The following is a 24,429-nucleotide window of genomic DNA, read 5'->3' as shown; positions in this document are numbered from 1 at the left end:
CCCGCCAAAGCCCGTGTTTCCGCCGCTTGATTCCGGTACTTGGCTGACCGGTTCCTCACCTAATTCCCACATTCTATGCGCACATCTACTCTGCTGCTGGTTCCACTAGTTACGCTCGGGGCCCTTACGGCAGCCCAGGCCCAAACTCCGAGCCGGCAGATAACCGGCCGGGTGGTGAGTGCCGCCGACGGCCAGGGCCTGCCCGGCGTAACGGTCATCGTGAAGGGCACCACCCAAGGCGCCAGCACCAACGCCGACGGCTCGTTCGTGGTAAATACAACGGTCGAAAACCCGTTGCTGGTATTCTCTTATGTGGGTTTTGCCGGCCAGCAGGTGCAGGTAAGCGGCACCGGCCCGGTTACTGTGCGGCTCGCCGAGGCCACTACGACCCTCGACGACGTGGTGGTGGTGGGCTACGGCACCCAGCGCAAGCGCGACATTACGGGTGCCGTGGCCTCGATTTCGGCGGCGCAGGTGGCCGAAACGCCCATTACCCGGCCCGAGCAGATTCTGCAGGGCCGCGTGAGCGGGGTGCAGGTAACACAGACCAGCGCCGAGCCGGGGGGCGACATTTCCATCCGCATCCGGGGCACTAACTCCATCAATACCGGCAACGAGCCGTTGTTTGTGGTCGATGGCTTTCCGGGAGCCGGCGACCTGAACTCCATCAACCCCTCCGACATTGAGTCGGTAGAGATTCTGAAGGATGCCTCGGCCACGGCCATCTACGGCTCGCGGGGCGCCAACGGCGTGGTGCTCATCACCACTAAAAAAGGCAAGGCTGGCGGCAACACCATCAACTTCGAGGCCTACACCGGCATTCAGATTGTGCGCAAGAAGTACGATTTGATGAACGCCCGCGAGTTTGCCAGTTACCTCAACGACGTGGCTTCCGAATCGGGCGGGACGTTGCCGCAGCCCTACCGCCCCAGCCAGATCGACTCGCTGGGCGAGGGCACCGACTGGCAGGACGAAATTCTGCGCACGGCCCGCATGAGCAACTACCAGCTCAGCTTCAACGGGGGCACCGAGGCTACGCGCTACAACCTGAGCCTGAACTATTTCGACCAGGAGGGCATCGTGCTCAACTCGGGTTTCCAGCGCGGCACGCTGCGCTTCAACATCGACCGCAAAATCAGCAATAAGCTCAGCTTTGGTCTGACTAGCCAGCTGGCGGGCACGTTCGAGAAGCGGGCCTTCGTGAACTCATCGGGCGGCAGCAACGGGGGCGTAATTCTGGACGCGCTGCGTTTCAGCCCCATCAACCCAGTGCGCGACGAGTTCGGGGAATACACGTTTTCGAATACGCCGCTGCCCAACGTAGAAAACATTGGTAACCCAGTGGCCTACGCGCTCAAAACCAAAGACCACCGCACCACGGCGCGGGGGCTGTTTAACTTGGCCGCCAATTACGAAATTATCGAGGGCCTGACTTTGCGCTCGACGGCCGGCCTCGATTACCGCATTACCCAGACCGATATTTTTCGGCCTAACGATATTTTTCTGGGCCGCCTCAACAAGGGCCTGGCCACCCGGGGCGCGGCAAACCAGTACAGCTGGCTGAACGAGAACACGCTCACCTACGACAAGAAGCTCAACGAAAACAACGCCCTCAACGTGGTGGGCGGCCTCACGTTCCAGCGGTTTTTTGGCAACAACTTCGCCGTCTCGAACACCAACTTCTTCACCAACCAGCTGGGCTCCGACAACATCGGCCTGGGGGCCAACCTTCTGCCGCCCGGCTCAGGGCGCTTCTCCAACTCGCTGGCCTCGTATTTCGGCCGCGTAAACTACCGCCTGTTCGAGCGCTACCTGTTCACGGTGACGATGCGGGCCGACGGCTCCTCGCGCTTTGGCCGCAATAACAAATGGGGCTACTTCCCGTCGGCGGCTTTTGCCTACCGGCTGATTGACGAGCCGTTTATGCAGGGCCTGACCGCCCTGAGCGACCTGAAGCTGCGGGTGGGCTACGGCATTACGGGTAACCAGGAAATCGACAACTACCAGTCGTTGCAGCGCTACGGCGTGGCGGGCTACGCCGGCGGCACAAGCCGCCTGGTGGGCCTGGCCCCGCTCAACATTGGAAACCCCGATTTGCGCTGGGAGTCGACGGCCTCCACCAACGTAGGCATCGACGTGGCCTTCTTTAAAAACCGCATCAGCTTCACGGCCGACGCTTACTACAAGAAAACCACCGACCTGCTGCTGGAGGTGGCCACCCCGCGCACGACGGGCTTCCCGAACCTTTTGCGCAATGCGGGCAGCGTGGAGAACAAGGGCCTTGAATTTGCCCTCAACACTTCCAACTTCGATGGCCCGAAGTTCGGCTGGAACACCAACCTGAACCTGTCGCTCAACCGCAACAAAGTGCTCGACCTCGACGGCGAATTCGAGCGGCCGGTGGGGCAGTCGAGCTCCAGCCTGTTCGTGGGTTCGGGCGTGGGCTTTACCAGCATTCTGCGGGTGGGCGAACCCATCGGCTCGTTTTACGGTCACCAGTCGAACGGCATCTGGCAGTCGGCGGATGAAATTACGGCCAGCGGCATCAAATCGCCCGTGTACCGCCCCGGCGACCCGCGCTTCATCGACCAGAACGGCGACGGCCAGATTACCTCGGCCGACCGCGTAATCATTGGCACGGCCCAGCCCAAGTTCATTTACGGGGCCACCAACAACTTCCGCTACGGGGCCTTCAGCCTGAGCGTGTTTATCCAGGGCGTGCAGGGCACCGACGTGCTCAATCTGAACCGCTACGAGCTGGAATCGGGCATCTTCACGACCAACAAGCTCAAAACGGTTGTCGACCGCTGGACGCCGACCAACACCGATACCAACATCCCGCGGGCCGGCAGCCCGGTACGCCGCTCCACGGGCATCATCAGCGACTACGTGGAGGACGGCAGCTTCGTGCGCCTCAAAACCCTGACGCTGGGCTACACGCTGCCCAAGTTCAGCAACGCCGTGAAAGGGGCCAGCGTGTACGTTACGGCTCAGAACCTGATAACCATCACCGACTACTCGGGCTACGACCCGGAAGTGAACTCATTCGGCCGCGACAACCTGAGCCTGAACACCGACTACAACGCCTTCCCCAACACCCGCACGTTCATTTTCGGCGTGAAGGCATCCTTTTGATTTAGTGTTTCGAGCTTAGGAGCTAGTGCTTAGCTGACAGATAACCACTAAGCACTAGCCACTAAGTACCATCCACTAATCATTCCCCACCCCAATTTGACTTTCAAGATGAAAAAGAATTTACTATTACTAAGCTTGCTGGGCCTAAGCCTGGGTTCGTGCAAAAGTTTCCTGGAAGAAACGCCGTATGATTTCGTGGCTTCCGACACGTTTTACAAGAGCGAGGGCGACCTGGTAGCCGGCCTCAACGGGGCCTACGGGGCCCTGCTACCGCAGCTGTACTTCGGCCGCACGGCCTGGCAAATCACGGAACTGCCCGGCGACTACATCCGGGTGGGCTCGGCCAGCGACGAGCGGGCCCAACTCTCGCGCTTCACGTACGATGAGCGCCTGAACGAGGTAAACAACTGGTGGACCAGCATCTACCTGATGGTGAACCGGGCCAACGACGTGATTGAGCGCGGCCCCGGCGTGCCCATGGACGAAGCCCGCCGGAACAACCTCATCGGTAATGCCCGCTTTCTGCGCGGCATGGCCTACTTCGATTTGGTGCGCTGCTTCGGCGACGTGCCGCTGGTGCTCAGCACGGTGAAGTCGCCGGACGATAATCTAAAGCCGACCCGCACGCCCGCCGCCCAGGTGTACGAGCAGGTAATTGCCGATTTGCAATTCGCCGAAGCCAATTGCCTGGCCGAGAACCAGATTCCGGGCGACCAGAAGGGCCGGGCCTCGAAGGGGGCCGCCGCCGCTCTGCTGGCAAAACTCTACTTAACCCGCGCCGGCAGCCCCGCCGCCAAGCCCACCGATATGGCCGACGCGCTAAGCGCCGTGAACCGGGTGATAAACTCGGGCCTTTACCGGCTGGTACCCATCTACTCCGACGTATTCGACCCGGACAAGGAAAACGGTCCGGAGCACATCTTCTCCATTCAGTTTGACTTGCCGCCCAACATCGGCAGCATCATCGTGCGCCAGTTTACGCCCGCGCAAATCGTGCCCGACGGGCTGGGCACGTTCAGCGTGGAGCCGACCTTCGTTACCTCCTACGCCGCCACCGATGTGCGCCGGGCCTGGAATATCACCAACCGGGGTTCGAACGGCGCTACGCTGCCGCGCTACTCCTTCGTGAAATTCAAAGACCCGCTGCGCATCGGCAACGACTCGCGGGCCAACTACCTGGTGGCGCGCTACGCCGATATTCTGCTCCTGCAGTCGGAAATCCTCAATAATATCAATCCCGCCGACCCGGCCAAGTACACCGGCATCAACGCCGTGCGGGTGCGGGCAGGGCTGGCGCCGCTCACCGGCACTACCACCAAGGACGCTTTCGTGGACCTGCTGGTGCGCGAGCGGGGCTGGGAGCTGTGCATTGAGGGCCACCGCTGGTACGACCTGACTCGCCTCAAGCGCCTTAATGAGGCCGTAGTAGCAGCCAAGCCCACGCTGGTGAGCCGCGTGGAACCCCGCTACTACCTGTTCCCGATTCCGGTCAACGAGTCTATCCTCAACCCCAACCTCACCCAGAACCCCGGCTACGGCCAGTAACCTGCAACTTGGGTAACAATGGCTGATGTGATGCGAGGATTACGCTTTTATCTGCTGCTGCTGCTGCTGAGCAGCCTATGGGCCGCCCCAACTGCCGGGGCGGCTCCCGGTCTGCCCCGGTTGCTGCTGCTCGATAGCGCTGCGCTGGCCACCTTTAAGGTTGCTTACCAGCAGGGCCAACCCGCAGTTGTAGGGCCGGTAAAGGCGCTGCTGGCCGAGGCCGACCAGGCGCTTACCAAGGCCCCCGACCCTATCACTGGCAAGCCCCAGCTGCCCCCCAGCGGCAACAAGCACGACTACCTCTCGCAGGCCCCGTACTGGTGGGCCGACCCCAGCAAGCCCGATGGCAAGCCCTACCTGCGCAAGGACGGGCTCCGCAACCCGGAATCAAGGGACATGCGCGACGATGCCCGGCTGACCCGGGTGTGCCACGAGGCGCGGCTGCTGGGGCTGGCGTATTATTTCAGTGGCAAGGAAGCCTACGCCGCCCACGCCGCCCGGCAGCTGCGCGTGTTTTTTCTGGACCCCGCCACCCGCATGAACCCCAACCTGAATTACGGACAGGGCATTCCGGGCACTGCAACGGGCCGGGGCTTCGGCATCATTGAAACCCGCCACCTTACCGATATCCCCGACGCGCTGGCCTTGCTGCACGGCAGCCGGGCCGCCGATAATAAGCTGACCGAGGAGCTACGGGGCTGGTTCCGGCAGTTCACCGTTTGGCTCACCACCAGCCCCATTGGGCTGCAGGAGCGTGGCAGCGAGAACAACCACGGCACGTACTACGACCTGCAAGTCGTGGACTTTGCCCGGTTCACCGGGGATGAGGCGCTGGCCCGCACCACGCTGCAAACCCAAACGCTGCCCCGCATCGGCGTGCAATTTGCTCCCGACGGCGCCCAGCCCTTGGAGCTGGAGCGCACCCGGCCCTGGAATTACACGTCTATGAACCTGGAAGGGTGGGTGAAGCTGGCCGTGCTGGCCCAACCCCTGGGCCTCGACCTCTGGCACTACCGCACCTCCGACGGGCGCGGGCTGGAACCGGCCGTAGCCTGGTTTGCCTCCTATCTGCTGGGCCAGCGCCAGTTCGAGCTAACCGATGTTACGCCAGTTAGCAACCGGACCCTGCTGGCCATTTACGACCGGGCCGGGCCGCACTATCCAGCGCTGCCGGTGGCGCAGGTGTTCGCCCGCTACCCGCAGGAAGTGCGGACCCCGTGGAGTTTGTGAGTGGGAAAGATAATAGACTGGTTACTAAGGCTGAGTAGTCTGTAATACTAAGCTTGACTTTAGTAAATGACTTGCCCTAGCCTCCAATCACCAACAACGAACAATCAATAACTACAATGACGGAACAGTTTTCTCTCCGGGATAAAGTAATCGTGGTAACCGGGGGCACCGGTATTTTGGGCGCCGCTTTTATTGAAGGCATCGTGGCTGCCGGCGGGGCCGTGGGCATCCTGGGCCGCAACGCCGAAGTGGCCGAGCAGCGCGCCCGCGCCATTACCGACCAGGGCGGCCGGGCCCTGGCCCTGGTGGCCGACGTGCTCGACGAACCCCAGCTGCGGGCCGCCGCCGAATTGGTGCGCAGCACGTTCGGCCGCCTCGATGGCCTCGTGAACGGGGCCGGCGGCAACGCCCCCGACGGCGTGCTCGACCCCGCTGCCGACGTGTTCGATATGAACATTGAAGGAATGAAGCGGGTGATGGACCTGAATCTGTGGGGCACGGTGCTGCCCACCCAGGTATTCGGGCCGCTGCTGGCCGAATCGGGGGCCGGCAGCATCGTCAATATTTCCTCCATGAACTCGAAGCGGGCCATTACCAAGGTGCTGGGCTACAACATGGGCAAGGCCGCCGTCGACTGTTACAATCAGTGGTTTGCGGTGGAAATGGCCAACCGCTACGCCGATAAGCTGCGCATGAACGCGCTGGCCCCCGGCTTCTTCCTGACGGAGCAAAACCGCGACCTGCTCACCAACCCCGACGGTACCTTTACGGAGCGCGGCGGCAAGGTTATCCGCCAGACGCCCTTCCAGCGCTTCGGCCAGCCCGAGGAGCTGCAAGGGGCCCTGGTGTGGCTGCTCAGCGACGCCTCCCGCTTCGTTACCGGCTCCATGATTTGCGTAGACGGCGGCTTCTCTATTTTTGGCGGGGTGTAATCTGGCAGAGTACGGAGCCCACCACCCCTAAAGCCCATGAGCCCGTAGCGCACGTCTGTCGCGCTACGGGCTCGTGGGCTTCGTGCCTTTGGATAGTTATTTACGGGTTACAAACCGCGCGCTATGCCTAATTCCAGTCCGCGTAGCTCGGCTAGGCCGCGCAGGCGGCCGATGGCGGAGTAGCCGGGATTGGTGCGCTTGTGCAGGTCGTCGAGCATCTGGTGGCCGTGGTCGGGGCGCATGGGCAGGCTGATTTGCCGCTGCCGCATCACCAGCACTACTTCGCGCAGCACGGCGTACATGTCCACATCGCCTTCGAGGTGGTTGGCCTCGTAGAAGTTGCCGGCCGCGTCGCGCTGGGTGCTGCGCAGGTGCAGGAAGTGGATGCGGTCGGCGAACTGGCGCACCATGCCGGGTAGGTCGTTGTCGGGCCGCACGCCGAACGAACCGGTGCAGAAGCACAGCCCGTTGCTGGGCGAGGGCACGGCTTCAAATAAAGCCTGTACGTCGGCGGCCGTGCTCACCACCCGGGGCAAGCCCAGGATGGGGTAGGGCGGGTCGTCGGGATGAATGGCCAAGTTGATGCCCACCTCTTCGGCCACCGGCACGATGTCGCGCAGAAACAGCACCAAATGTTCCCGCAGCCGGGCCGCGTCGAGGCCGGCGTAGGCATCGAGGGCCTGCTGAAACTGCTGGAGCGTGAAGCTTTCCTCGCTGCCGGGCAGGCCGGCAATGATGTTGCGCTGCAACTGCAGCTGCTGCTCGGCGCTCAGGCCCGCTAGGTGCGCGGCGGCAGCCGCCAGCTCCTGTTCCGAATACTCGGTGCGGGCACCGGGCCGCTGCAGCAGTAGCGCATCGAAGGCCACGAAGGCCAACCGCTCGAAGCGCAGGGCCCGCGAGCCGTCGGCCAGTTCATAGGCCAGGTCGGTTCGGGTCCAGTCGAGCACCGGCATGAAGTTGTAGGTGACGGTGCCGATGCCGCAGGCGGCTAGGTTGCGCAGGCTCTGCTGGTAATTGGCGATGTAAAGGGCAAAGTCGCCGGTGCGGGTTTTAATGTGCTCGTGCACGGGCACGCTTTCCACTACGCTCCAGCACAGGCCGGCGGCGGCTACTTCGGCCTGCCGCCGTTCAATTTCGGCTACCGGCCACACCTCGCCGTTGGGAATGTGGTGCAGGGCAGATACCACATCGGTAGCCCCGGCCTGGCGAATGTCGGCGAGTGAAACGGGGTCGGCGGGGCCATACCAGCGCCAGCTTTGAATAAGGGGCATTGCAGAAAATAAGGAGGCGGAAAAAAACGGGCGGCGCGCCCTACCAAGTGCGCACAAGATGCGCACTTGGTAGGGCGCGCCGCCCGCTAGTTGCACCAAATACCGGATTATCGCGCGGGTCTGCACCAGTAGATAGCCTGTTTATCTACGGAATCGTTTCCGGGGCGGACCAAAGCCGGAACGGGGCCGGGAGAACGAAAACGATTCCGTAGATAAATGCTGGTGAAAGTAGGTCAGACCCTAAGTATTTCCTGTACTTATGTATCTACTATACAATAATAATTATCTGATAACCAGTGAAAAGCTCTTTTGCCTACGGTTGTTGGGCCCCACTAACGGGAGCGACTAGCCGGGCCAACGCTTCGCTGGCTGCCGCGCTGCTTCTCCTTCCACCAATTCCCACAATCGTTATGCAACATCTCTTCCTGCCGCGCCTCTGCGCGCTACTGCTTGGCCTTGCGCCCACCGCCCTGAGCGCGCAGGCGCAACCCACCGGCCCTGCCTCGGCTCCGACCACGGCCAACCGGGCAACCGCCGTTAAAATCTGCGGTACGGTAGCCGAAATCCAGAATGCCCTGGCCACGGCCCAGCCCGGCGACGAAATCGTGATTTCAGCCGGCACGTACAAAAGTCTGGCCGTGAAAGACCTAGCCTGGTTTTCCTCGAAAGCCAGTGGTACGGCCACCCAGCCCATTATTTTGCGCGGGGCCAGCGCCAGCAACCGGCCCATTCTGGAAGGCGCGGGGCCCAACACAGCGGGCTACGTGCTGCGGATTATGGGGGGCAACTACTGGAAAATAAAAGATTTAGAGTTGCGCCAGGGTTCTAAGGGGCTGGTGTTCGACAACTCCAGCTACGGCCAGATTACCAACGTGGCAGTGCACGACGTGGCCGATGAAGCCCTGCACCTGCGCGACGGCTCGGGCCGCAACGTGGTGGATGGCTGCCAGATTTACAACACCGGCCTCGTGCAGCCCGGCTACGGCGAAGGCATCTACATTGGCTCCGATGTGGGCCAGCACGCCAAATACCGCCCGCACTGCGACTTCAACACGGTACAGAACTGCACCATTGGCCCCAACGTGGCCGCCGAAGGCCTGGACCTGAAGGAAGGCACCCGCGGGACCGTTATCCGCAACAACACGTTTTCGGCCGCGGGCATCAGCGGGGAGAACAGCGCCGACGCTTTCATCGACCTGAAGGGCTCCTACGCCTTCGTGTACGGCAACACTTTCAACCGGGCGGGCTCTACGGTACTAGCCTCGGGCATTGATATTCTGGACCGGGGCATAGCCAGCCGCACGGCCGACAGCCTGGCCATTTTTGGCAACACCTTCAACCTGCAAACCGCCGGCGGGCAGATTCCGACGGTGCGCAAAAAGCAAGGCAGCCCGCGCAATATCCACGTCTGGAACAACACGCGGGTGCCCAACACCCCCGATTTCCCGCTCAGCGACGGCACAGAAAGCATCATCACCAAATCGTGCCCGGGCTGGAACATCATGCCCTGCGGCGGCAGCACTACGCCGCCGGCCAACCAGCCGCCCACGGTTTCGCTCACCTCGCCGGCCAGCAACAACCAGGAGTACGTGCTGGGCACCACCATCACGCTGGCCGCTACGGCTTCCGACCCCGACGGCTCGATTCAGCAGGTGAACTTCAAAATTAATGGAGCCTTTTACCAGCAGGATGCTTCCTCCCCGTACAGCGTGACGTGGACGCCCACGGCGGCCGGTACCTACACCGTGGCCGCCCGGGCCATTGAGGCCGGCTCCCAGGCCCTGGCTACGGAGGTTTCCCGGACGGTGATTATCAAAAAGGCTCCTGCGGGTGGCGGGGCCGGCAGCTGCTCGTTCGGTACGCCTTCGGCCGCCGGATTACCCGAATTCAACAACGTGAGCTTTACCAACGTGCACGTGCTGGGCAGCGGTGGGCCCGCCCTGAGCAACTTCAAGAAATTCAGTCTCTACTGGGTGCCTTCGGCCAACGCGCTCTACAAGTTTGCCTTTAACACGACCAACGGCGTGCCCGCTTACTACGTGGATTTCAGCAAAACTATGGCGTTTCAGCTGAAGAACGCCCGCCCGGAAGTAACCCTTACGAACACCGGCCTGGCGGGCCTCGACGGGGCCTATTGGGTGACCAACGACGGCAGCAACTTCGTGATGGTATCGAAAGCCGGGGGCTTCACGCTCTACTTCAGTAATTCGGCCACCCGCCCTATCTGCTCCGCTGCACGCCCGGCCACCGGGCTGGCAACCGCCCCAGCCACCAGCCCGGCCGCAACGTTGCGCGTGTTTCCGAACCCCAGCACCGACGGGCTACTGACGGTGGTGGGAGCGGGAGCCAGCACGGCAGACCTGACCGTTACCGACCTGCTGGGCCGGACAGTGCTGCGCCAGCGCCTGGGGGCCGGCCAGCCCGCGGCCAGCGTGAACGTAACTGCGCTGCCGGCGGGCACTTATCTGATGACCGTAAGCGACGGTTCGCACCGGCAAACGATACGCTTCAGCCGCCAGTAACCCGCCGCCCGACAACGCCGGTAGCAAAAGCGCCCCGCCCCGCAAACGGAGTGGAGCGTTTTTGCTGAAAACCAGCCCGGGTAATGGCCCGGTTTCATTCCTGTAACTCCTCCGTCCATCCGCCGTCGGCGCCGGGTATAGCCCGCGCCGACCCTGTTTTTGCTAATGATTCGTAAACGCACTTCCCCAGTTCCCCACCCATTGAAAGGCACTCATTTCCTGCGGTTTTTGCTGCTGCTTTTGTTTGCCACCCGCCATCAGCCTGCCCAGGCCCAGCAAAGCATCCGCCTCACGGCCGGCTGGGAATACGTGAAACAGGACTTGGGCGGCATTTGGGAAGCCGTGCGGCCCGCTGCGCCCGGCTCGCCCGAAACCGTACCGCTCTGGACGCCCGTAACGCTGCCCCACTGCTTCAACGCCGTTGATGCCGTGGCCCCCGACATAAACTATTACCAGGGCCCTGGCTGGTACCGCACCCAGTTGGCCGTGCAAAACCCCTACGCCAACGGCCGGACGCTGCTGCACTTCGAGGGCGCGGGCCAGAAAACGGAGGTTTACATTCATACCACCAAAGTGGGCTCGCACGTGGGCGGCTACGACGAGTGGACGGTAGACATCACCCAAGCTGTGGCCGACTTCCAAAAGATGGAGGCCTACCAGAAGCAGTTTAAGGGCAAGGTGCCCATCAGCATCCGTTGCGACAATTCGCGCGACCTAGAGATGATGCCCTCCGACCTGTCGGATTTCAACCTCTACGGGGGGCTCTATCGTTACTTGAATTTGACCTACGTGCCGGCCCTGTACGCCGAGCGCCTTATGGCTCATGCGGCCGTAGATGCCGCCGGCCAAACCGGCACCTTAGGTTTGAAAATAGCCTTTCCGGCCACCGTGGCCACGGGCACCAATGCGCCGGTGGTCGTGCGCCTACTCGACCCGCGCGGCAAAGTCGTGGGCCAGTACCGGGGCGCGGTGCGGGTGGCGGCCGGCGAGGTGGCGGTAACCGATTTCAAGCTGAAAAAGCCCCTGCTGTGGTCGCCCGAGAACCCGCGCCAGTACGCCGTGGAGGTAACGGTGGGGGAGGGCCCCCGGGCCTGGCGGCTTACGACTAGCGTGGGCTTCCGGCACATTGAGTTCGTGGAGAAGAGGCCATTTAAGCTCAACGGGCAGCGGTTGCTGCTGCGCGGCACCCACCGCCACGAAGACCACGCCGGAGTGGCCGCCGCCATGACCGAGCCGCAGATCCGGCAGGAAATGTTGCTGATGAAGCAAATGGGCGTCAACTTTATCCGGCTGGGCCACTACCAGCAGTCGCGCATTGTGCTGAATTTGTGCGACTCGCTGGGTATTGTGGTGTGGGAGGAAGTGCCGTGGTGCCGGGGCGGGCTGGGCGGGACGGTGTACCAGGAGCAGGGCCGCCGCATGATGACCAACATGGTGCAGCAGCACTACAACCACCCGTCCATCATCATCTGGGGGCTGGGCAACGAAAACGACTGGCCCAACGACTTCCCCGAGTTCGACAAGGAGAAGATTCGCACCTACATGAAGGAGCTCAACGACTTGGCCCATCAGCTCGACCCCAGCCGCTACACCGCCATCCGCCGCTGCGACTTCGCCAAAGACATTCCCGACGTGTACTCGCCCTCCATCTGGGCCGGCTGGTACCGCGGTATCTACACCGATTACAAAAAAGTATCGGCGGAAGAATTCAAGCAGGTGAAGCGCTTTCTGCACGTAGAATGGGGCGGCGACAGCCATGCCGGCCGCCACTCCGAAACCCCCGACAACGCGCTGGCCAAGATAAAAACCGGCCAGGGTGCCGACGAGCGGGCCGGCGACGCCTCGCTGTTCGGCGGCAGCGCCCGGGTTTCCAAGGATGGCGACTGGAGCGAGAGCTACATCTGTAACCTCATCGACTGGCACCTCAAGGAGCAGGAAACTATGCCCTGGCTCAGCGGCACCGCCTACTGGCCGTTCAAGGATTTCTCGACCCCCGTGCGGCCCGACAACCCCGTGCCCTACATGAACCAGAAGGGCGTAGTGGAGCGCGACCTTACGCCCAAGGAATCGTACTACGTGTTCCAGTCATACTGGACAGATAAGCCGATGGCCCACATTTACGGGCACTCGTGGCCGGTGCGCTGGGGGGAGCCGGGCGAGCTGAAGATGGTGAAAGTGTACTCGAACTGCGAGCGGGCCGAGCTGTTTGTAAACGGCAAAAGCTACGGTTTTAAAACCCGCGACAGCCAGAACTTCCCGGCCGCCGGCCTGAGCTGGCAGGTGCCGCTGGTGGCCGGTACCAACCAGGTACGGGCCGTTGCCTACCAGGGCAAGCAGCGCGTCGAGGACCAAATCAGCTTCCGCTACCAGACCGAAAAGTGGGCTACCCCGGCCCGCCTCACACTCACCAAAACTGCCGACGCCAACGGCCTAGTAACCGTGGAGGCTCAGCTCTGCGACGCCCAGGGCGTACCCTGCCTCGACGCCGCCAACTGGCTGCGCTTCTCGCTGGCCGGCGAAGGCCGCCTGCACGACGATTTGGGTACCAGCAGCGGCTCGAGCAGGGTGCAGGCTTACAACGGCCGGGCCATCATCCGCCTCACCGCCACGCCCGGCCAAACCACTGTGGCCGTGCAGTCGCCCGGTTTGCCCGCGGCAGTGCTGGCGTTGTAGGAGGCTGGGGCGGGGAGGCACATGTGGGTTGCGCAAGGCCAAACCCTGCAAACGATTCCGTAAATAAACCCGGCCGTTTGCAGGGTATCGGGGGCGAGGAGACCTACATTTAAGCGTGGCCGGAGCCTTAATCCGGTTGCACTGGCTGTCTTGTCGGCCCTTTTTGTTCGCTTTTCCCACCCGTGCTATGTCTCTGTTTGCCTTCCTGCCCGCGCTGTTGCGCACGGGCCTCGCGGCCAGCGTGCTGCCAACAAATGCGGAGTGCCAGCAGAGTACTGCGCCAATGCTTCTACTAAATCCCTCCCCTCCGGCAACGGCGTTCCGGCATTCGGGCGTGGTGAACAGCCTGCAGCGTTTAGCGCAAGGCGCGGGCCAGGCCGATGCGACGAGGCCTGCCAAAATCACGAAGTACACCACCAAGCACCCTGCGCCCACCATTAGCAAGCCCCCATGTTGAAAACGCTGACCCTGTTTTGCTGTCTGCTGAATGGCGTGTTCGCCACTGGTTGCGCAAGCAAGATTCCGATCAGCGCCAACCAATCGGAGTCGCTGAAGCAACTGGCGACCCGCACGTTGCGGGCCAAGGTGCTGGCCGAGGCGGCCCAGGCCCTGCTGGAGCAGCCGCGCACGGTAACCGACAGCGTGGCGACCCGGAGTGCCGGCGGCCCCCACGATTTCTTTTCGGAGGGCGACTACTGGTGGCCTGATCCGGCCAACCCCGGCGGCCCCTACGTGCAGCGCGACGGCCAGACCAACCCCGCCAACTTTGTGGCCCACCGCCGGGCCATGATTCGGTTCAGCCGCATTGTCGGGGCCCTGGCCTCGGCCTACCAGCTTACTCACGACGAGCGGTACGCCCGCCACGCGCTACGGCACCTACGGGCCTGGTTTCTCGACCCGGCCACGCTCATGAATCCCTCGCTGTTGTACTCACAAGCCATTTCGGGCCGGTTTACGGGCCGCGGTATCGGCGTTATCGACACCATTCAACTGCTGGAAGTGGCCCAGGGCGTGCGGATGTTCGAAGCCTCGTCGCCGGCCTTCCGGAGCGGGCCCGAGCTGGCGGGCATCAAGGAGTGGTTCAGCAGCTACCTCACCTGGCTTACCACTCACCCCTACGGCCTTGCCGAGATGAACGAGGCCAACAACCATGGCACCTGCTGGACCGTGCAGGTGGCCGCCTTCGCCCGCCTCACCGGCAACGCCGAACTACTTGACTTCTGCCGCACGCGCTACAAAACCGTGCTGCTGCCCACCCAGATGTCCCTCGACGGTAGCTTTCCGCTTGAAACCCGCCGCACCAAGCCCTACGGCTACTCCCTGTTCAACCTCGACGCCATAGCCACAATCTGCGCCGTGCTCAGCACCCCCACCGACGACCTCTGGACCTACCAGACGCCCGACGGCCGCGGTATCCGGCGCGGCATCGAGTTCCTGTACCCCTACATCGAAAACAAAGCCGCCTGGCCCTTTGCCCACGATGTGATGTACTGGAACGACTGGCCGGTGGCCCACCCCAGCCTGGTGCTGGTGGCCGTGCGCTTCGATAACCGCCAGTGGCTAACCACCTGGCAGCGCCTCGACCACGACCCTCAGGTGCCCGAAGTGCTACGCAACCTGCCCGTGCGGCACCCACTTATCTGGCTGTAGCCGCCACCATTACCACCTTAAGCTATCCGCCGGCTATGCCGCATCTGATTGAAAAACAGTAGCCGATTAAGCCCATGACTTTCCGCCCTTTTCTCTGTCCGCTGATTGGTTTGACGCTGCTGGCCGGCTGCCAGACCACCAAGCCGGCCGCTTCTTCCGTCATGCGTGCGACCTTAAAGCTGGCCGAAACGCAGGCGGCGCTGCTGCTACGCGAAATTCCGGTGGCCCAGGCCCGCAAGCCCGTGGCGGCGGGCAAAGCCCCGCTGGTGTCGCCGCGCACCGTGGACGGCCAGGGCAACCTAGTACTGGTGGCCTCCCGCGACTGGACCAGCGGCTTCTGGCCCGGCTATTTGTGGCTGCTGGCCGAGGCCACCGGACACGATAAATGGCAGGTGCCAGCCCGCCAGTACACGGCCCTCATCGAGCCCGAGAAAACCAACGCCACCACCCACGACATGGGTTTTAAGGTGTATTGCAGCTTCGGTACGGGCTACCGCTACACCCAGGACCCGGCTTATAAAGAGGTGCTGCTGACTTCGGCCCGCACGCTCAGCACCCGCTTCAATCCGGTGGTCGGGGCCATCCGTTCCTGGGACCACCACCAGGACGTGTGGGGCTTTCCGGTGATAATTGACAACATGCTGAACCTGGAGCTGCTGTTTGCTGCCACCCGCCTCTCGGGCGACTCCTCGTTCTATAAAATCGCCGTTCAACACGCCAACACCACGCTCAAAAACCACTTCCGCCCCGATTTCAGCACCTACCACGTAGTCGATTATAATCCCACTACCGGAGCCGTAGTTACGCGCACCACCCACCAGGGAGCCGCGCCCGAGTCGGCCTGGGCGCGGGGGCAGGCCTGGGCGCTGTACGGCTACACGCTCATGTACCGCGAAACCCGCGACCCCAGATACCTGGCCCAGGCCGAACGCGTAGCCGGCTACCTGCTCAACCACCCCAACCTGCCCGCTGACGGGGTGCCGTACTGGGATTTCGACGCGCCCGCCATTCCCAATGAGCCCCGCGACGCCTCGGCGGGGGCGCTCATTGCCTCGGCCCTCTACGAGTTGAGCACCTACAGCCCCCAGGCTGCCATCTACCGCCAGCAGGCCGACAAAACCCTGGCCAGCCTGGCCCGCGACTATACCGCCCCGGCCGGCACCAACGGCGGCTTCCTGCTGCTGCACAGCACCGGCTCGAAACCAGGTAACAGCGAAATCGACGTGCCCCTAAGCTACGCCGACTACTACTTCATGGAGGCCCTGCTGCGCCAGCAACACCTGGCCACCGGCCGCACGGTAGTGGCCGGCAGAGTGGGGGCAGGAGGGAAGTAGGAACGTTGAAACAAGCACATGCTCAGCATGACAACGTTCTTATTTCATCCTGCTCAACCACCATCCTAAGCACTATCAACTAAGTATTAAGCTCTAATAAAATGCCTTTCCTCGGCCCTGATTTTCTGTTGTATTCCGAGCCGGCCCGGCGGCTGTACCACGAGTACGCGGCGGCCATGCCCATTATCGACTATCACTGCCACCTGCCGCCCGACCAGCTGGCCCAGAACCGGCAGTTCGAGAACCTGACCCAACTCTGGCTGGCCGGTGACCATTACAAGTGGCGGGCGCTGCGGGCCAACGGTGTGGCCGAGCACTTCATCACGGGCGCTGCCACGGACTGGGAGAAGTTTGAGAAGTGGGCCCAAACCGTGCCCTACACCCTGCGCAACCCCCTCTACCACTGGACCCACCTGGAGTTGCAGCGCTACTTCGGAATCACGGAGCTGCTAACCCCCGGCAGTGCCCGCCGCATCTGGGAGGCCTGCAACGAGCAACTCCAGGCCCCCGAATGCTCGGCCCGCGGGCTGCTGCGCCGGATGCAGGTGGAAGTGGTGTGCACCACCGACGACCCGGCCGACTCGCTGGAGCACCACCGCGCGCTGGCCGCCGCTGACCCCGCCGGCCCCCGGATGCTGCCCACTTTCCGGCCCGACAAGGCTCTGGCCGTGGAAGACCCCGCCACCTATAACGCCTACCTCGACCGGTTGGCTGCAGCCGCCGGCCTCGATATCCGCACCTATCAGGATCTGGAAGCGGCCCTGCGCAACCGTCACGATTACTTCGCCCACCTGGGTGGCCGGCTCTCCGACCACGGCCTGAGCCACCTCTACGCCGACGACTACACGCCCGAACAGGTAACGGCGGCTTTCGCGAAGGTGCGTGGCGGCGCGGCCCTGAGCCTCGCCGAAACCGGGCAATTCAAGTCGGGCCTGCTGGTGTTTTTGGGTCGCCTGAACTGGGAGAAGGGCTGGACTCAGCAGTTCCATGTGGGTGCTTTGCGCAACAACAGCACCCGGCTGCTACGCCGCGTGGGCCCCGACGCCGGCGGCGACTCGATTGGTGACTACCGACAGGGCCTGGCCCTCGCCCGCTACCTCGACCGCCTCGATGCGCCCGACCAGCTGGCTAAAACCATTCTCTACAACCTAAACCCCGCCGACAACGACCTGATGGCCACGATGGCCGGCAACTTCCAGGACGGCTCGGTGCCGGGCAAAATTCAGTTCGGCTCGGGCTGGTGGTTTCTCGATCAGAAGCAGGGTATCGAACAGCAACTCAACAGCCTTTCGAGCCAGGGCCTGCTGAGCCGGTTCGTAGGCATGCTCACCGATTCGCGCAGCTTCCTCTCTTTTCCGCGCCACGAGTACTTCCGCCGTATTCTGTGCAACCTGCTCGGCGAAGATGTGCGCCGGGGCGAGCTGCCCGCCGATTTGCCCGCTTTGGGCCAGCTTGTGCAGAACGTATGCTACCACAACGCCCACCAGTACTTCGGTTTTGGTACTCCTGCTCCGACGGCTCCTGTTTCACCCGCAACCGCTACCCATGTCTAGTACCTTACCGGTTTCGGGCCGCCCTGGGGGCCTGGTTACATTCGGCGAAATCATGCTGCGCCTCTCGCCGCCCGGCCACCAGCGCCTGGCCCAGGCCAGTAGCCTGGAGGCCACCTACGGCGGGGGCGAGGCCAATGTGGCCGCCGGCCTGGCGGGCCTGGGCCTGCGCGCCACCCACGTTACCTGCCTGCCCGATAACCCACTGGGCCACGCCGCCGCCCGTCACTTCCGGCAGTTTGGCGTGGAGCTGGCCGGCACCGTGTTCCGGGGGGAGCGGCTGGGGCTGTACTTCCTCGAAACCGGGGCCTCGCTGCGGGCCAGCCAGGTGGTGTACGACCGCGCCCACTCGGCCTTCGCCCACCTGCAGGCAGAGTGGTTTGCCTGGGACGAAATTTTAAGAGATACTCAATGGCTGCACTGGACGGGTATTACGCCCGCCATTTCAGCCGGCGCGGCCCAGGCCACCCGCGAGGCCATTGCCGCCGCTCGGGCCCGGGGCCTCACCGTATCGGCCGACGTAAACTACCGCCGCAACCTGTGGCAGTACGGCGCCAAAGCCCAGGACGTAATGCCCGGGCTGGTGGCCAGCTGCGACGTTATCGTGTGCTCGGAGGGCGACGCGGCCGACCTGTTCGGCATCGAGGCCGAAGCCGGGGCCGATAACGGCTTTGCCTCGGTGGCCGCCCAACTGCTGCAACGCTTCCCCCAGCTGAAACAGGTGCTGGCCACGAAGCGCAAAACCCAGAGTGCCTCCCACGAGCGCATCAAAGGCATGCTTTTCGACGCCGCCGAGGGCTACCTGCAAACGCCCTACTACGACCTGACGCCGGTAGTGGACCGCATTGGGGGGGGCGACGCCTTCCTGGCCGGCTTCCTCTACGGCTGCCTCCAGAACCAGTCGGCCGCCGATTCGCTGGCTTTCGCTACGGCCGCCTCGGCCCTCAAGCACACCATTCCCGGCGACATCAACCTGGTAACGCCCGCCGAAGTCCGCCACATCCTGGCCGGGAATATCACCGGCCGGCTATTACGATGATTTATTAGCCAATAGCTTTTTTCAGGATAAAGCCTAAAGACCAGAAAGTCAGGTCCTATATCCTCTTCCCCAGAACGAAGCTAACGGCTGACCGCTAGCAGCTAACAGCTCAAAAACAATGACTCTCTCCGAAAATTTTCCGCCTGTGGCCGCAGCTGATGCGCTGGCGCGGATGCTCCAAGCACCCTTGGTGCCGGTGTTTTACCATGCTGATATCGAGCATGCCAAACAAATGGTGCAGGCCTGCTACGCGGGCGGCATCCGGGTGTTCGAGTTCACCAACCGCGGTAACAACGCCCTGCCCGTGTTCCGGCAACTGCGCGAGTTTGTATGGCAGGAGTGCCCCGAGTTGCTGCTGGGTATCGGCACTATCTGTAACGCCGAAACGGCCGAAGCTTTCATTGCGGCCGGCGCCGATTTCGTAGTGCAGCCAATTACGACGGCCGATGTGGCCGCCATATGCCGGCACCACAACGTAGCCTGGGTGCCGGGCGTGCTCACGCCCAACGAGATTTTCCAAGCTACCCGCCTGGGTGCGGGGCTAGTCAAGATTTTCCCCGGTAACCTCGTAGGGCCCGATTATGTGAAATCCATCCACGGGCCCATGCCCCAGGTGAAAATTATGGTGACGGGCGGCGTGGAGCCAACCTTGGAAAGCTTAGCGGCCTGGTTCGGGGGCGGGGTGAGCTGCGTGGGCATCGGCTCCCAGCTCTTCAAGGAAAGCGCCGACCCGGCCGCCCTCACGGCACGGGTAGCTGAATTGACTTCTTTCATTTACTCTTTAAAGTGCTAACGGCCATGCAAAAACCCGTCGGAAATTACCGTTGGACTGTGGTGGCCCTGCTGTTCTTCGCCACCAGCATCAACTACCTCGACCGTCAGGTAATCGGTCTGCTCAAGCCCACGCTCGAAGAGCAGTTCAGCTGGACCGAAACCGACTACAGTCATATCGTTATGGCGTTTTCGGCGGCCTACGCCGTAGGCCTGCTGGTGTTTGGCCGTTTAATTGACCGCATCGGCACTAAGCAGGGCTACGCCTTCTCGATTATTGCCTGGAGCGGGGCTGCTATTGCCCACGCGTTTGCCACCAGCACCATCGGGTTCGGAATAGCGCGGGCCGCGCTGGGGCTAGGGGAGGCGGGCAACTTTCCGGCGGCCGTGAAAACGGTGGCTGAGTGGTTTCCCAAGAAAGAACGAGCATTGGCCACTGGTATTTTCAACTCCGGGGCCAATATCGGAGCCGTGGTGGCGCCCGTGCTTGTGCCCTGGATTTTGGGCGTGTACAACTGGGAAATGGCCTTTATCGTGACCGGCGCCATTGGGTTTATCTGGCTGTTTTTCTGGTGGTTCGGCTACGAGTTGCCCTCGCGCCAGCCCAAGCTTTCGGCCGAGGAGCTGGCCTACATCAACTCCGACGACGAAACCGAGGCGCCGGCCGCCAGCGACCAGGGCCCGGCCGTAGGCTGGGGCCGCCTGCTGAGTTTGCGTCAGACTTGGGTATTCCTGCTGGGCAAGCTGCTCACCGACCCTATCTGGTGGTTCTTTCTGTTCTGGCTGCCCTCGTATTTCGCCACTACCTTCGACCTCGACCTGAAAAAGCCCAGCCTGCCGCTGGTGGTCGTGTACTCGATGACAACCGTGGGCAGCATCGGGGGCGGTTACCTGTCGTCGTGGCTGATTAAGAAGGGTTGGCCGGTGGCCAAGGCCCGCAAGGGGGCCATGCTGCTGTTTGCCGTTGCGGTACTCCCGATTATGGCCGCCCGCTACGCCACCAGCATCTGGCCGGCCGTGGCCCTCATCAGCCTCGCCGCCGCCGCCCACCAGGCCTGGAGCGCCAACATCTTTACGGTAGCTTCCGATATGTTCCCCAAGCGTACCCTGAGTTCGGTTATCGGCCTGGGCAGCATGGCCGGCTCGGTCGGGGGTATCCTGTTCCCCATTCTTATCGGCTACCTGCTCGATTCGGCCAAAAACAGCGGTAACATCAATTCTGGCTACAATATTATTTTCCTGATTTGCGGCCTGGCCTACCTGGTGGCCTGGACGGTGATGCACTTCATCTCGCCCACGCTCAGGCCGGTAACCGAAGCCGAACTGGTCGCCCGGGCGTAGGGTGTGTGGAGAACAGATAGAAGGGCGGTCATGCTTCGGCTACGGCTGCACCTTCGCTCAGCATGACTGCCCCTTTTAGTCGCCCGTACTTTACTGACAACAATGCGTGCTCCTTCTTCCCTGACCTTAACTTTTCTGCCATTGCTGGGAGCTGCTGCCCTAGCTTCGTGTACTGGTGCTAAGTCTACTGCTGCCGCCAAGACCGCCGACTCGCTCACAGTAACCGTGCGCAACCGCCTGGCCCAGGCCCGCCCGGCCGAAACGGTGAGCATTCCGGCCGCCGGCCGGTTGCAGGCGTTACTGGCGCAGTACGGAGCGGAAAACCTGCTGGTGCGTGACGAACAGACCGGGCAGTTCGTAGTGAGCCAGCCCCTGGATACTGATGGCAATGGCACCCCCGACGAGCTGCTGTTTCAAGTAGCCAGCGAAGCCGGCGGCACCCGCTCCTTCACGGTAATGGGCCAGCCCGACGGGGCCGCCCGCCAGCCTAAAAGCGAGCTGACCACTTTCTCGCGTTTCGTGCCCGAGCGCACCGACGACTACGCCTGGGAAAACGACCTAGTGAGCTTCCGCACCTATGGCCCCGAGGCAGAGCGCATGGTGGTGGCCAAGGAGAAAGGCGGCACCCTCACCAGCGGTATGGACTGCTGGCTCAAGCGCGTCTCGTACCCCGTCATTGATAAGTGGTACGGCGGCTACCGCACCAACAGCAATTACTACCACGTTGACCGGGGCGAGGGCCACGACCCCTACCACGTGGGCGTCAGCCGGGGTTTTGCGGGCACAGGCGTCTGGGAAAACGACTCGCTCTACGTCTCGCGCAACTTTATCAGCTACAAGCGGCTGGCTACCGGGCCTATCCGCACGCTGTTCGAGCTGAGCTACGCGCCCTGGTCGGCCAACGGCCGCACGGTGCGGGAAAAGAAAATCATCAGCCTCGATCTGGGCAGCAACCTCACCCGTTTCGAGGAGCAGCTTAGTGCCGACAAGCCGCTGCCCAACCTCACTATCGGCACCACCCTGCACGCCGAGCCCAAAGGCGTGCGCGGCGAAGTGAAGGCCGAGCCTAAGCAGGGCTGGTTTCGCTATTGGGAGCCGATGGATGATGCGCAGCTGGGCACCGGCATTGTGCTGGCGCCCGCTGCCATCCAGGGCTGGCAAGACCACCGCACCCGGGCCAAGGAGCAGAGCCACCTACTGGTGATGACCACGCCTGCCAACGGCCGGCTAGTGTACTACGCGGGCTTCGGCTGGACCAAAAGCGGCCAGTTTGCTACCCCCGCCGCCTGGGACGACTACCTGCGCGACTTCGCCCAACGCTTGGCCTACCCATTGGAGGTAGAGGTGAAATAGCGGGTTCGTTTTTGGGTGTCCGTTGCTCGTTTATCGGGGCAGAAACTCAGGAAAAACGAACTTCAGGGGCCAGAAAACGAATAACGAAGAACCAACACCTAAAAACGACCATGACCCAACTATATGCCATTAGCCCCCGCGAAGCGGCGGGGATGTCTACCACCGAGCTGCGCGAGAACTTCCTAATTGAGCGCCTGTTCGTGGCCGGCGACATCACGCTGACCTATACGCACTACGACCGCATGATTGTGGGCGGGGCGCAGCCGGGCACCGCGCCGCTGGCGCTGCCCTGCCCCGCCAATCTTAAAGTTGACTATTTCCTGGAGCGCCGGGAACTGGGTGCGCTTAATGTTGGCGAGCCGGGCCAGATAACCGTCGACGGCGAAACCTACGAACTTGACCACCAGGATTGCCTGTATATCGGGCAGGGTAGCCGGCAGGTAGAGTTCGTAAGTCACGACGCCAATAAGCCGGCCAAGTATTATCTGCTTTCAGCTCCCGCCCACCATGCGTACCCTACTACTCGCCTCACCCGCGCCGAGGCTACGCCCGTGGAAATGGGCACCTTGGAAGCTGCCAACCAGCGCACCATCAACAAGTACATCTACGCCGAGGGCATCCAGAGCTGCCAGCTCGTGATGGGCCTCACCCAGCTCAAGCCCGGCAACGTCTGGAACACGATGCCGGCCCACGTGCACGACCGGCGCATGGAAGCCTACCTGTATTTCAACCTGGCCGAGGGCCAGCGCGTGCTGCACCTGATGGGGGAGCCCCAGGAAACCCGCCCGCTGTGGGTGAGCAACGAGCAGGCCATCCTCTCGCCGCCTTGGTCCATCCACACCGGCTGCGGCACCGGTAGCTACGCCTTTATCTGGGGTATGGCCGGCGAAAACCGCGAATACACCGACATGGACGCTGTGGCTATGACCGATTTGCGGTAGAGTAGCGGTAATTGGACTGTCTTGTCCTGCAATTCAATTGCTCCCTTTCTTAAACTGCTAGCAACTGCCCCGCACCAGGTGCTGGCTGCTGGCAGGGCGCTGCAGCGCTCGGTGAGTTTAAGAAACTCGTCTACGATTCAAAGTTTAGGAAACTGGCCAAACAGATGAGTTTCGTGAACTCCTAGCCTTTCGAAAGATTTGGGTAAGGACAAGGCCTACCAGCCGGGATTATTTCGTGTTCATTGCACCCTGCTAGTCGGCCGCTTGCACCGTGCATGGAATCTGTAGCCAACGCACTCAAAAACAAGTACTTTAACTTGATAGGGGCCGGAGAGCATGCGTTGTTTGCATCACCTAAACGGAACGCAAACAACGACTTACGAATATGACGACCGCCCAAATCCTCGCCACTACCGGAACCACCAAAACCTGGAAAATGCAGCAGCTCTTCGCCCTGGGCCTGAGCCGCCGCGAAGTAGCCAACCTGATGGGCGTAGGCTACGGCTTCGCCCAGAACGTGTACGCCGCCTGGGTGGCCGCCCGCGCTACGCAGGCCCTGGCCTCGCCCGCCGCCCCGGCCCTGGCCGCTTTCCAGCCCGCCCGCTTCACCCGCACCTTCGGCGTAGAAATAGAGGCCTACGGCGTACCCCGCGCCACGCTGCTTGCTGAGCTGCGGGCCCAGGGCCTGGAGGCCGAAGCCGAGGGCTACAACCACAGCACCCGCCCGCATTGGAAAATAGTAAGCGACGGCAGCCTAAGCGGCGCCGACGCTTTCGAGCTGGTAAGCCCGGTACTACAGGGCTGCGACGGCCTAGAGTGTGTGGACAGTCATGTTTAAATTTGCGGGATGCGACGCCACGAACTTACTGAGCGTGAATGGGAACTGATTCAGCCGCACACACTTGGGCAGGCCGGTACGGCAGGCGGCACAGGCCGCAACAACCGCCATTTTGTCAACGCCGTGGTCTACCGGGTGCGCACGGGCTGCGCCTGGCGCGACCTGCCCGAACGGTTTGGCCCTTGGAACACGGTAGCCCGACGCTTTCGCCGCTGGGCGCTGGCTGGGGTCTGGGAGGGCCTGTTCCAGGCGGTGCAGGAGCCGGATTATGCTTGGGTGCTGGTCGACTCGACCACGGTCAAAG

At 62.5% G+C, this 24,429-nt stretch carries 17 protein-coding genes; 16 read left to right on the top strand and 1 reads right to left on the bottom strand.

Translation table 11 applies throughout. The annotated features are described in order from the left end of the window. Positions 1 to 75: 75 nt before the first annotated feature. The 4 genes from BLW21_RS02570 (at position 76) to BLW21_RS02555 (ending at position 6,842) form a co-directional block, all read left to right on the top strand. Positions 76 to 3,135 (top strand): SusC/RagA family TonB-linked outer membrane protein, encoded by a 3,060-nt coding sequence (locus BLW21_RS02570; RefSeq protein ID WP_092737621.1) that lies wholly within the window; start codon positions 76 to 78, stop codon positions 3,133 to 3,135. Between the two features lie 108 nt (positions 3,136 to 3,243). After that, complete coding sequence (locus BLW21_RS02565; protein WP_092737619.1) at positions 3,244 to 4,680, top strand: RagB/SusD family nutrient uptake outer membrane protein; 1,437 nt, start codon at positions 3,244 to 3,246, stop codon at positions 4,678 to 4,680. A 30-nt stretch (positions 4,681 to 4,710) separates the two neighbouring features. Then, complete coding sequence (locus BLW21_RS02560; RefSeq protein WP_245711811.1) at positions 4,711 to 5,910, top strand: alginate lyase family protein; 1,200 nt, start codon at positions 4,711 to 4,713, stop codon at positions 5,908 to 5,910. Positions 5,911 to 6,026: 116 nt separating this feature from the next. Further along, positions 6,027 to 6,842, top strand: a complete 816-nt coding sequence (locus BLW21_RS02555) for an SDR family oxidoreductase (RefSeq protein WP_092737615.1) — start codon at positions 6,027 to 6,029, stop codon at positions 6,840 to 6,842. Positions 6,843 to 6,949: 107 nt separating this feature from the next. On the opposite strand, the gene uxuA is transcribed toward BLW21_RS02555, so the two are convergent. Next, positions 6,950 to 8,113 (bottom strand): mannonate dehydratase, encoded by a 1,164-nt coding sequence (gene uxuA / locus BLW21_RS02550; RefSeq protein ID WP_092737613.1) that lies wholly within the window; start codon positions 8,111 to 8,113, stop codon positions 6,950 to 6,952. A gap of 410 nt (positions 8,114 to 8,523) precedes the next feature. Here uxuA and BLW21_RS02545 point away from each other — a divergent pair, with 410 nt between their 5' ends. The 12 genes from BLW21_RS02545 to BLW21_RS02485 all read left to right on the top strand — a co-directional run. Then, positions 8,524 to 10,635, top strand: coding sequence for an Ig-like domain-containing protein (locus tag BLW21_RS02545; RefSeq protein WP_092737611.1), 2,112 nt, complete (start codon positions 8,524 to 8,526; stop codon positions 10,633 to 10,635). A 201-nt stretch (positions 10,636 to 10,836) separates the two neighbouring features. Next, complete coding sequence (locus BLW21_RS02540) at positions 10,837 to 13,308, top strand: glycoside hydrolase family 2 protein (RefSeq protein ID WP_245711785.1); 2,472 nt, start codon at positions 10,837 to 10,839, stop codon at positions 13,306 to 13,308. Positions 13,309 to 13,758: 450 nt separating this feature from the next. Continuing rightward, positions 13,759 to 14,958 carry an alginate lyase family protein gene (locus BLW21_RS02530; RefSeq protein ID WP_092737605.1) on the top strand — a complete coding sequence of 400 codons (1,200 nt, stop codon included), beginning with the start codon at positions 13,759 to 13,761 and terminating at the stop codon, positions 14,956 to 14,958. Positions 14,959 to 15,032: 74 nt separating this feature from the next. Continuing rightward, complete coding sequence (locus BLW21_RS02525; protein ID WP_217633831.1) at positions 15,033 to 16,292, top strand: glycoside hydrolase family 88 protein; 1,260 nt, start codon at positions 15,033 to 15,035, stop codon at positions 16,290 to 16,292. 101 nt (positions 16,293 to 16,393) lie between these two features. Beyond that, on the top strand, positions 16,394 to 17,845 hold the full coding sequence (gene uxaC, locus BLW21_RS02520) for a glucuronate isomerase (RefSeq protein WP_092737602.1): 1,452 nt from the start codon (positions 16,394 to 16,396) through the stop codon (positions 17,843 to 17,845). Next, complete coding sequence (locus BLW21_RS02515; protein WP_092737600.1) at positions 17,838 to 18,881, top strand: sugar kinase; 1,044 nt, start codon at positions 17,838 to 17,840, stop codon at positions 18,879 to 18,881. Before uxaC ends, BLW21_RS02515 begins: the two co-directional genes overlap by 8 nt. Positions 18,882 to 18,999: 118 nt before the next feature. Next, on the top strand, positions 19,000 to 19,674 hold the full coding sequence (locus BLW21_RS02510; protein ID WP_245711784.1) for a beta/alpha barrel domain-containing protein: 675 nt from the start codon (positions 19,000 to 19,002) through the stop codon (positions 19,672 to 19,674). 5 nt (positions 19,675 to 19,679) lie between these two features. After that, positions 19,680 to 20,993: an MFS transporter gene (locus BLW21_RS02505; RefSeq protein ID WP_092737596.1), complete on the top strand. Its 1,314-nt coding sequence runs from the start codon at positions 19,680 to 19,682 to the stop codon at positions 20,991 to 20,993. 102 nt (positions 20,994 to 21,095) lie between these two features. Continuing rightward, positions 21,096 to 22,346 carry a DUF4861 domain-containing protein gene (locus BLW21_RS02500; protein ID WP_092737594.1) on the top strand — a complete coding sequence of 417 codons (1,251 nt, stop codon included), beginning with the start codon at positions 21,096 to 21,098 and terminating at the stop codon, positions 22,344 to 22,346. Between the two features lie 110 nt (positions 22,347 to 22,456). After that, complete coding sequence (gene kduI, locus BLW21_RS02495; RefSeq protein ID WP_092737592.1) at positions 22,457 to 23,287, top strand: 5-dehydro-4-deoxy-D-glucuronate isomerase; 831 nt, start codon at positions 22,457 to 22,459, stop codon at positions 23,285 to 23,287. 385 nt (positions 23,288 to 23,672) lie between these two features. Next, the gene (locus BLW21_RS02490) at positions 23,673 to 24,125 is read left to right on the top strand and encodes an amidoligase family protein (RefSeq protein WP_092737590.1); all 453 of its coding nucleotides are present in this window, start codon (positions 23,673 to 23,675) and stop codon (positions 24,123 to 24,125) included. Positions 24,126 to 24,134: 9 nt separating this feature from the next. After that, positions 24,135 to 24,429, top strand: a 295-nt coding sequence (locus BLW21_RS02485) for a transposase (RefSeq protein WP_139255058.1), incomplete at its 3' end; no start/stop codon positions are given.

The organism is Hymenobacter psychrophilus (assembly GCF_900107135.1).
Classification (GTDB): domain Bacteria; phylum Bacteroidota; class Bacteroidia; order Cytophagales; family Hymenobacteraceae; genus Hymenobacter; species Hymenobacter psychrophilus.
This window is presented reverse-complemented; position numbering and strand designations above follow the sequence as displayed.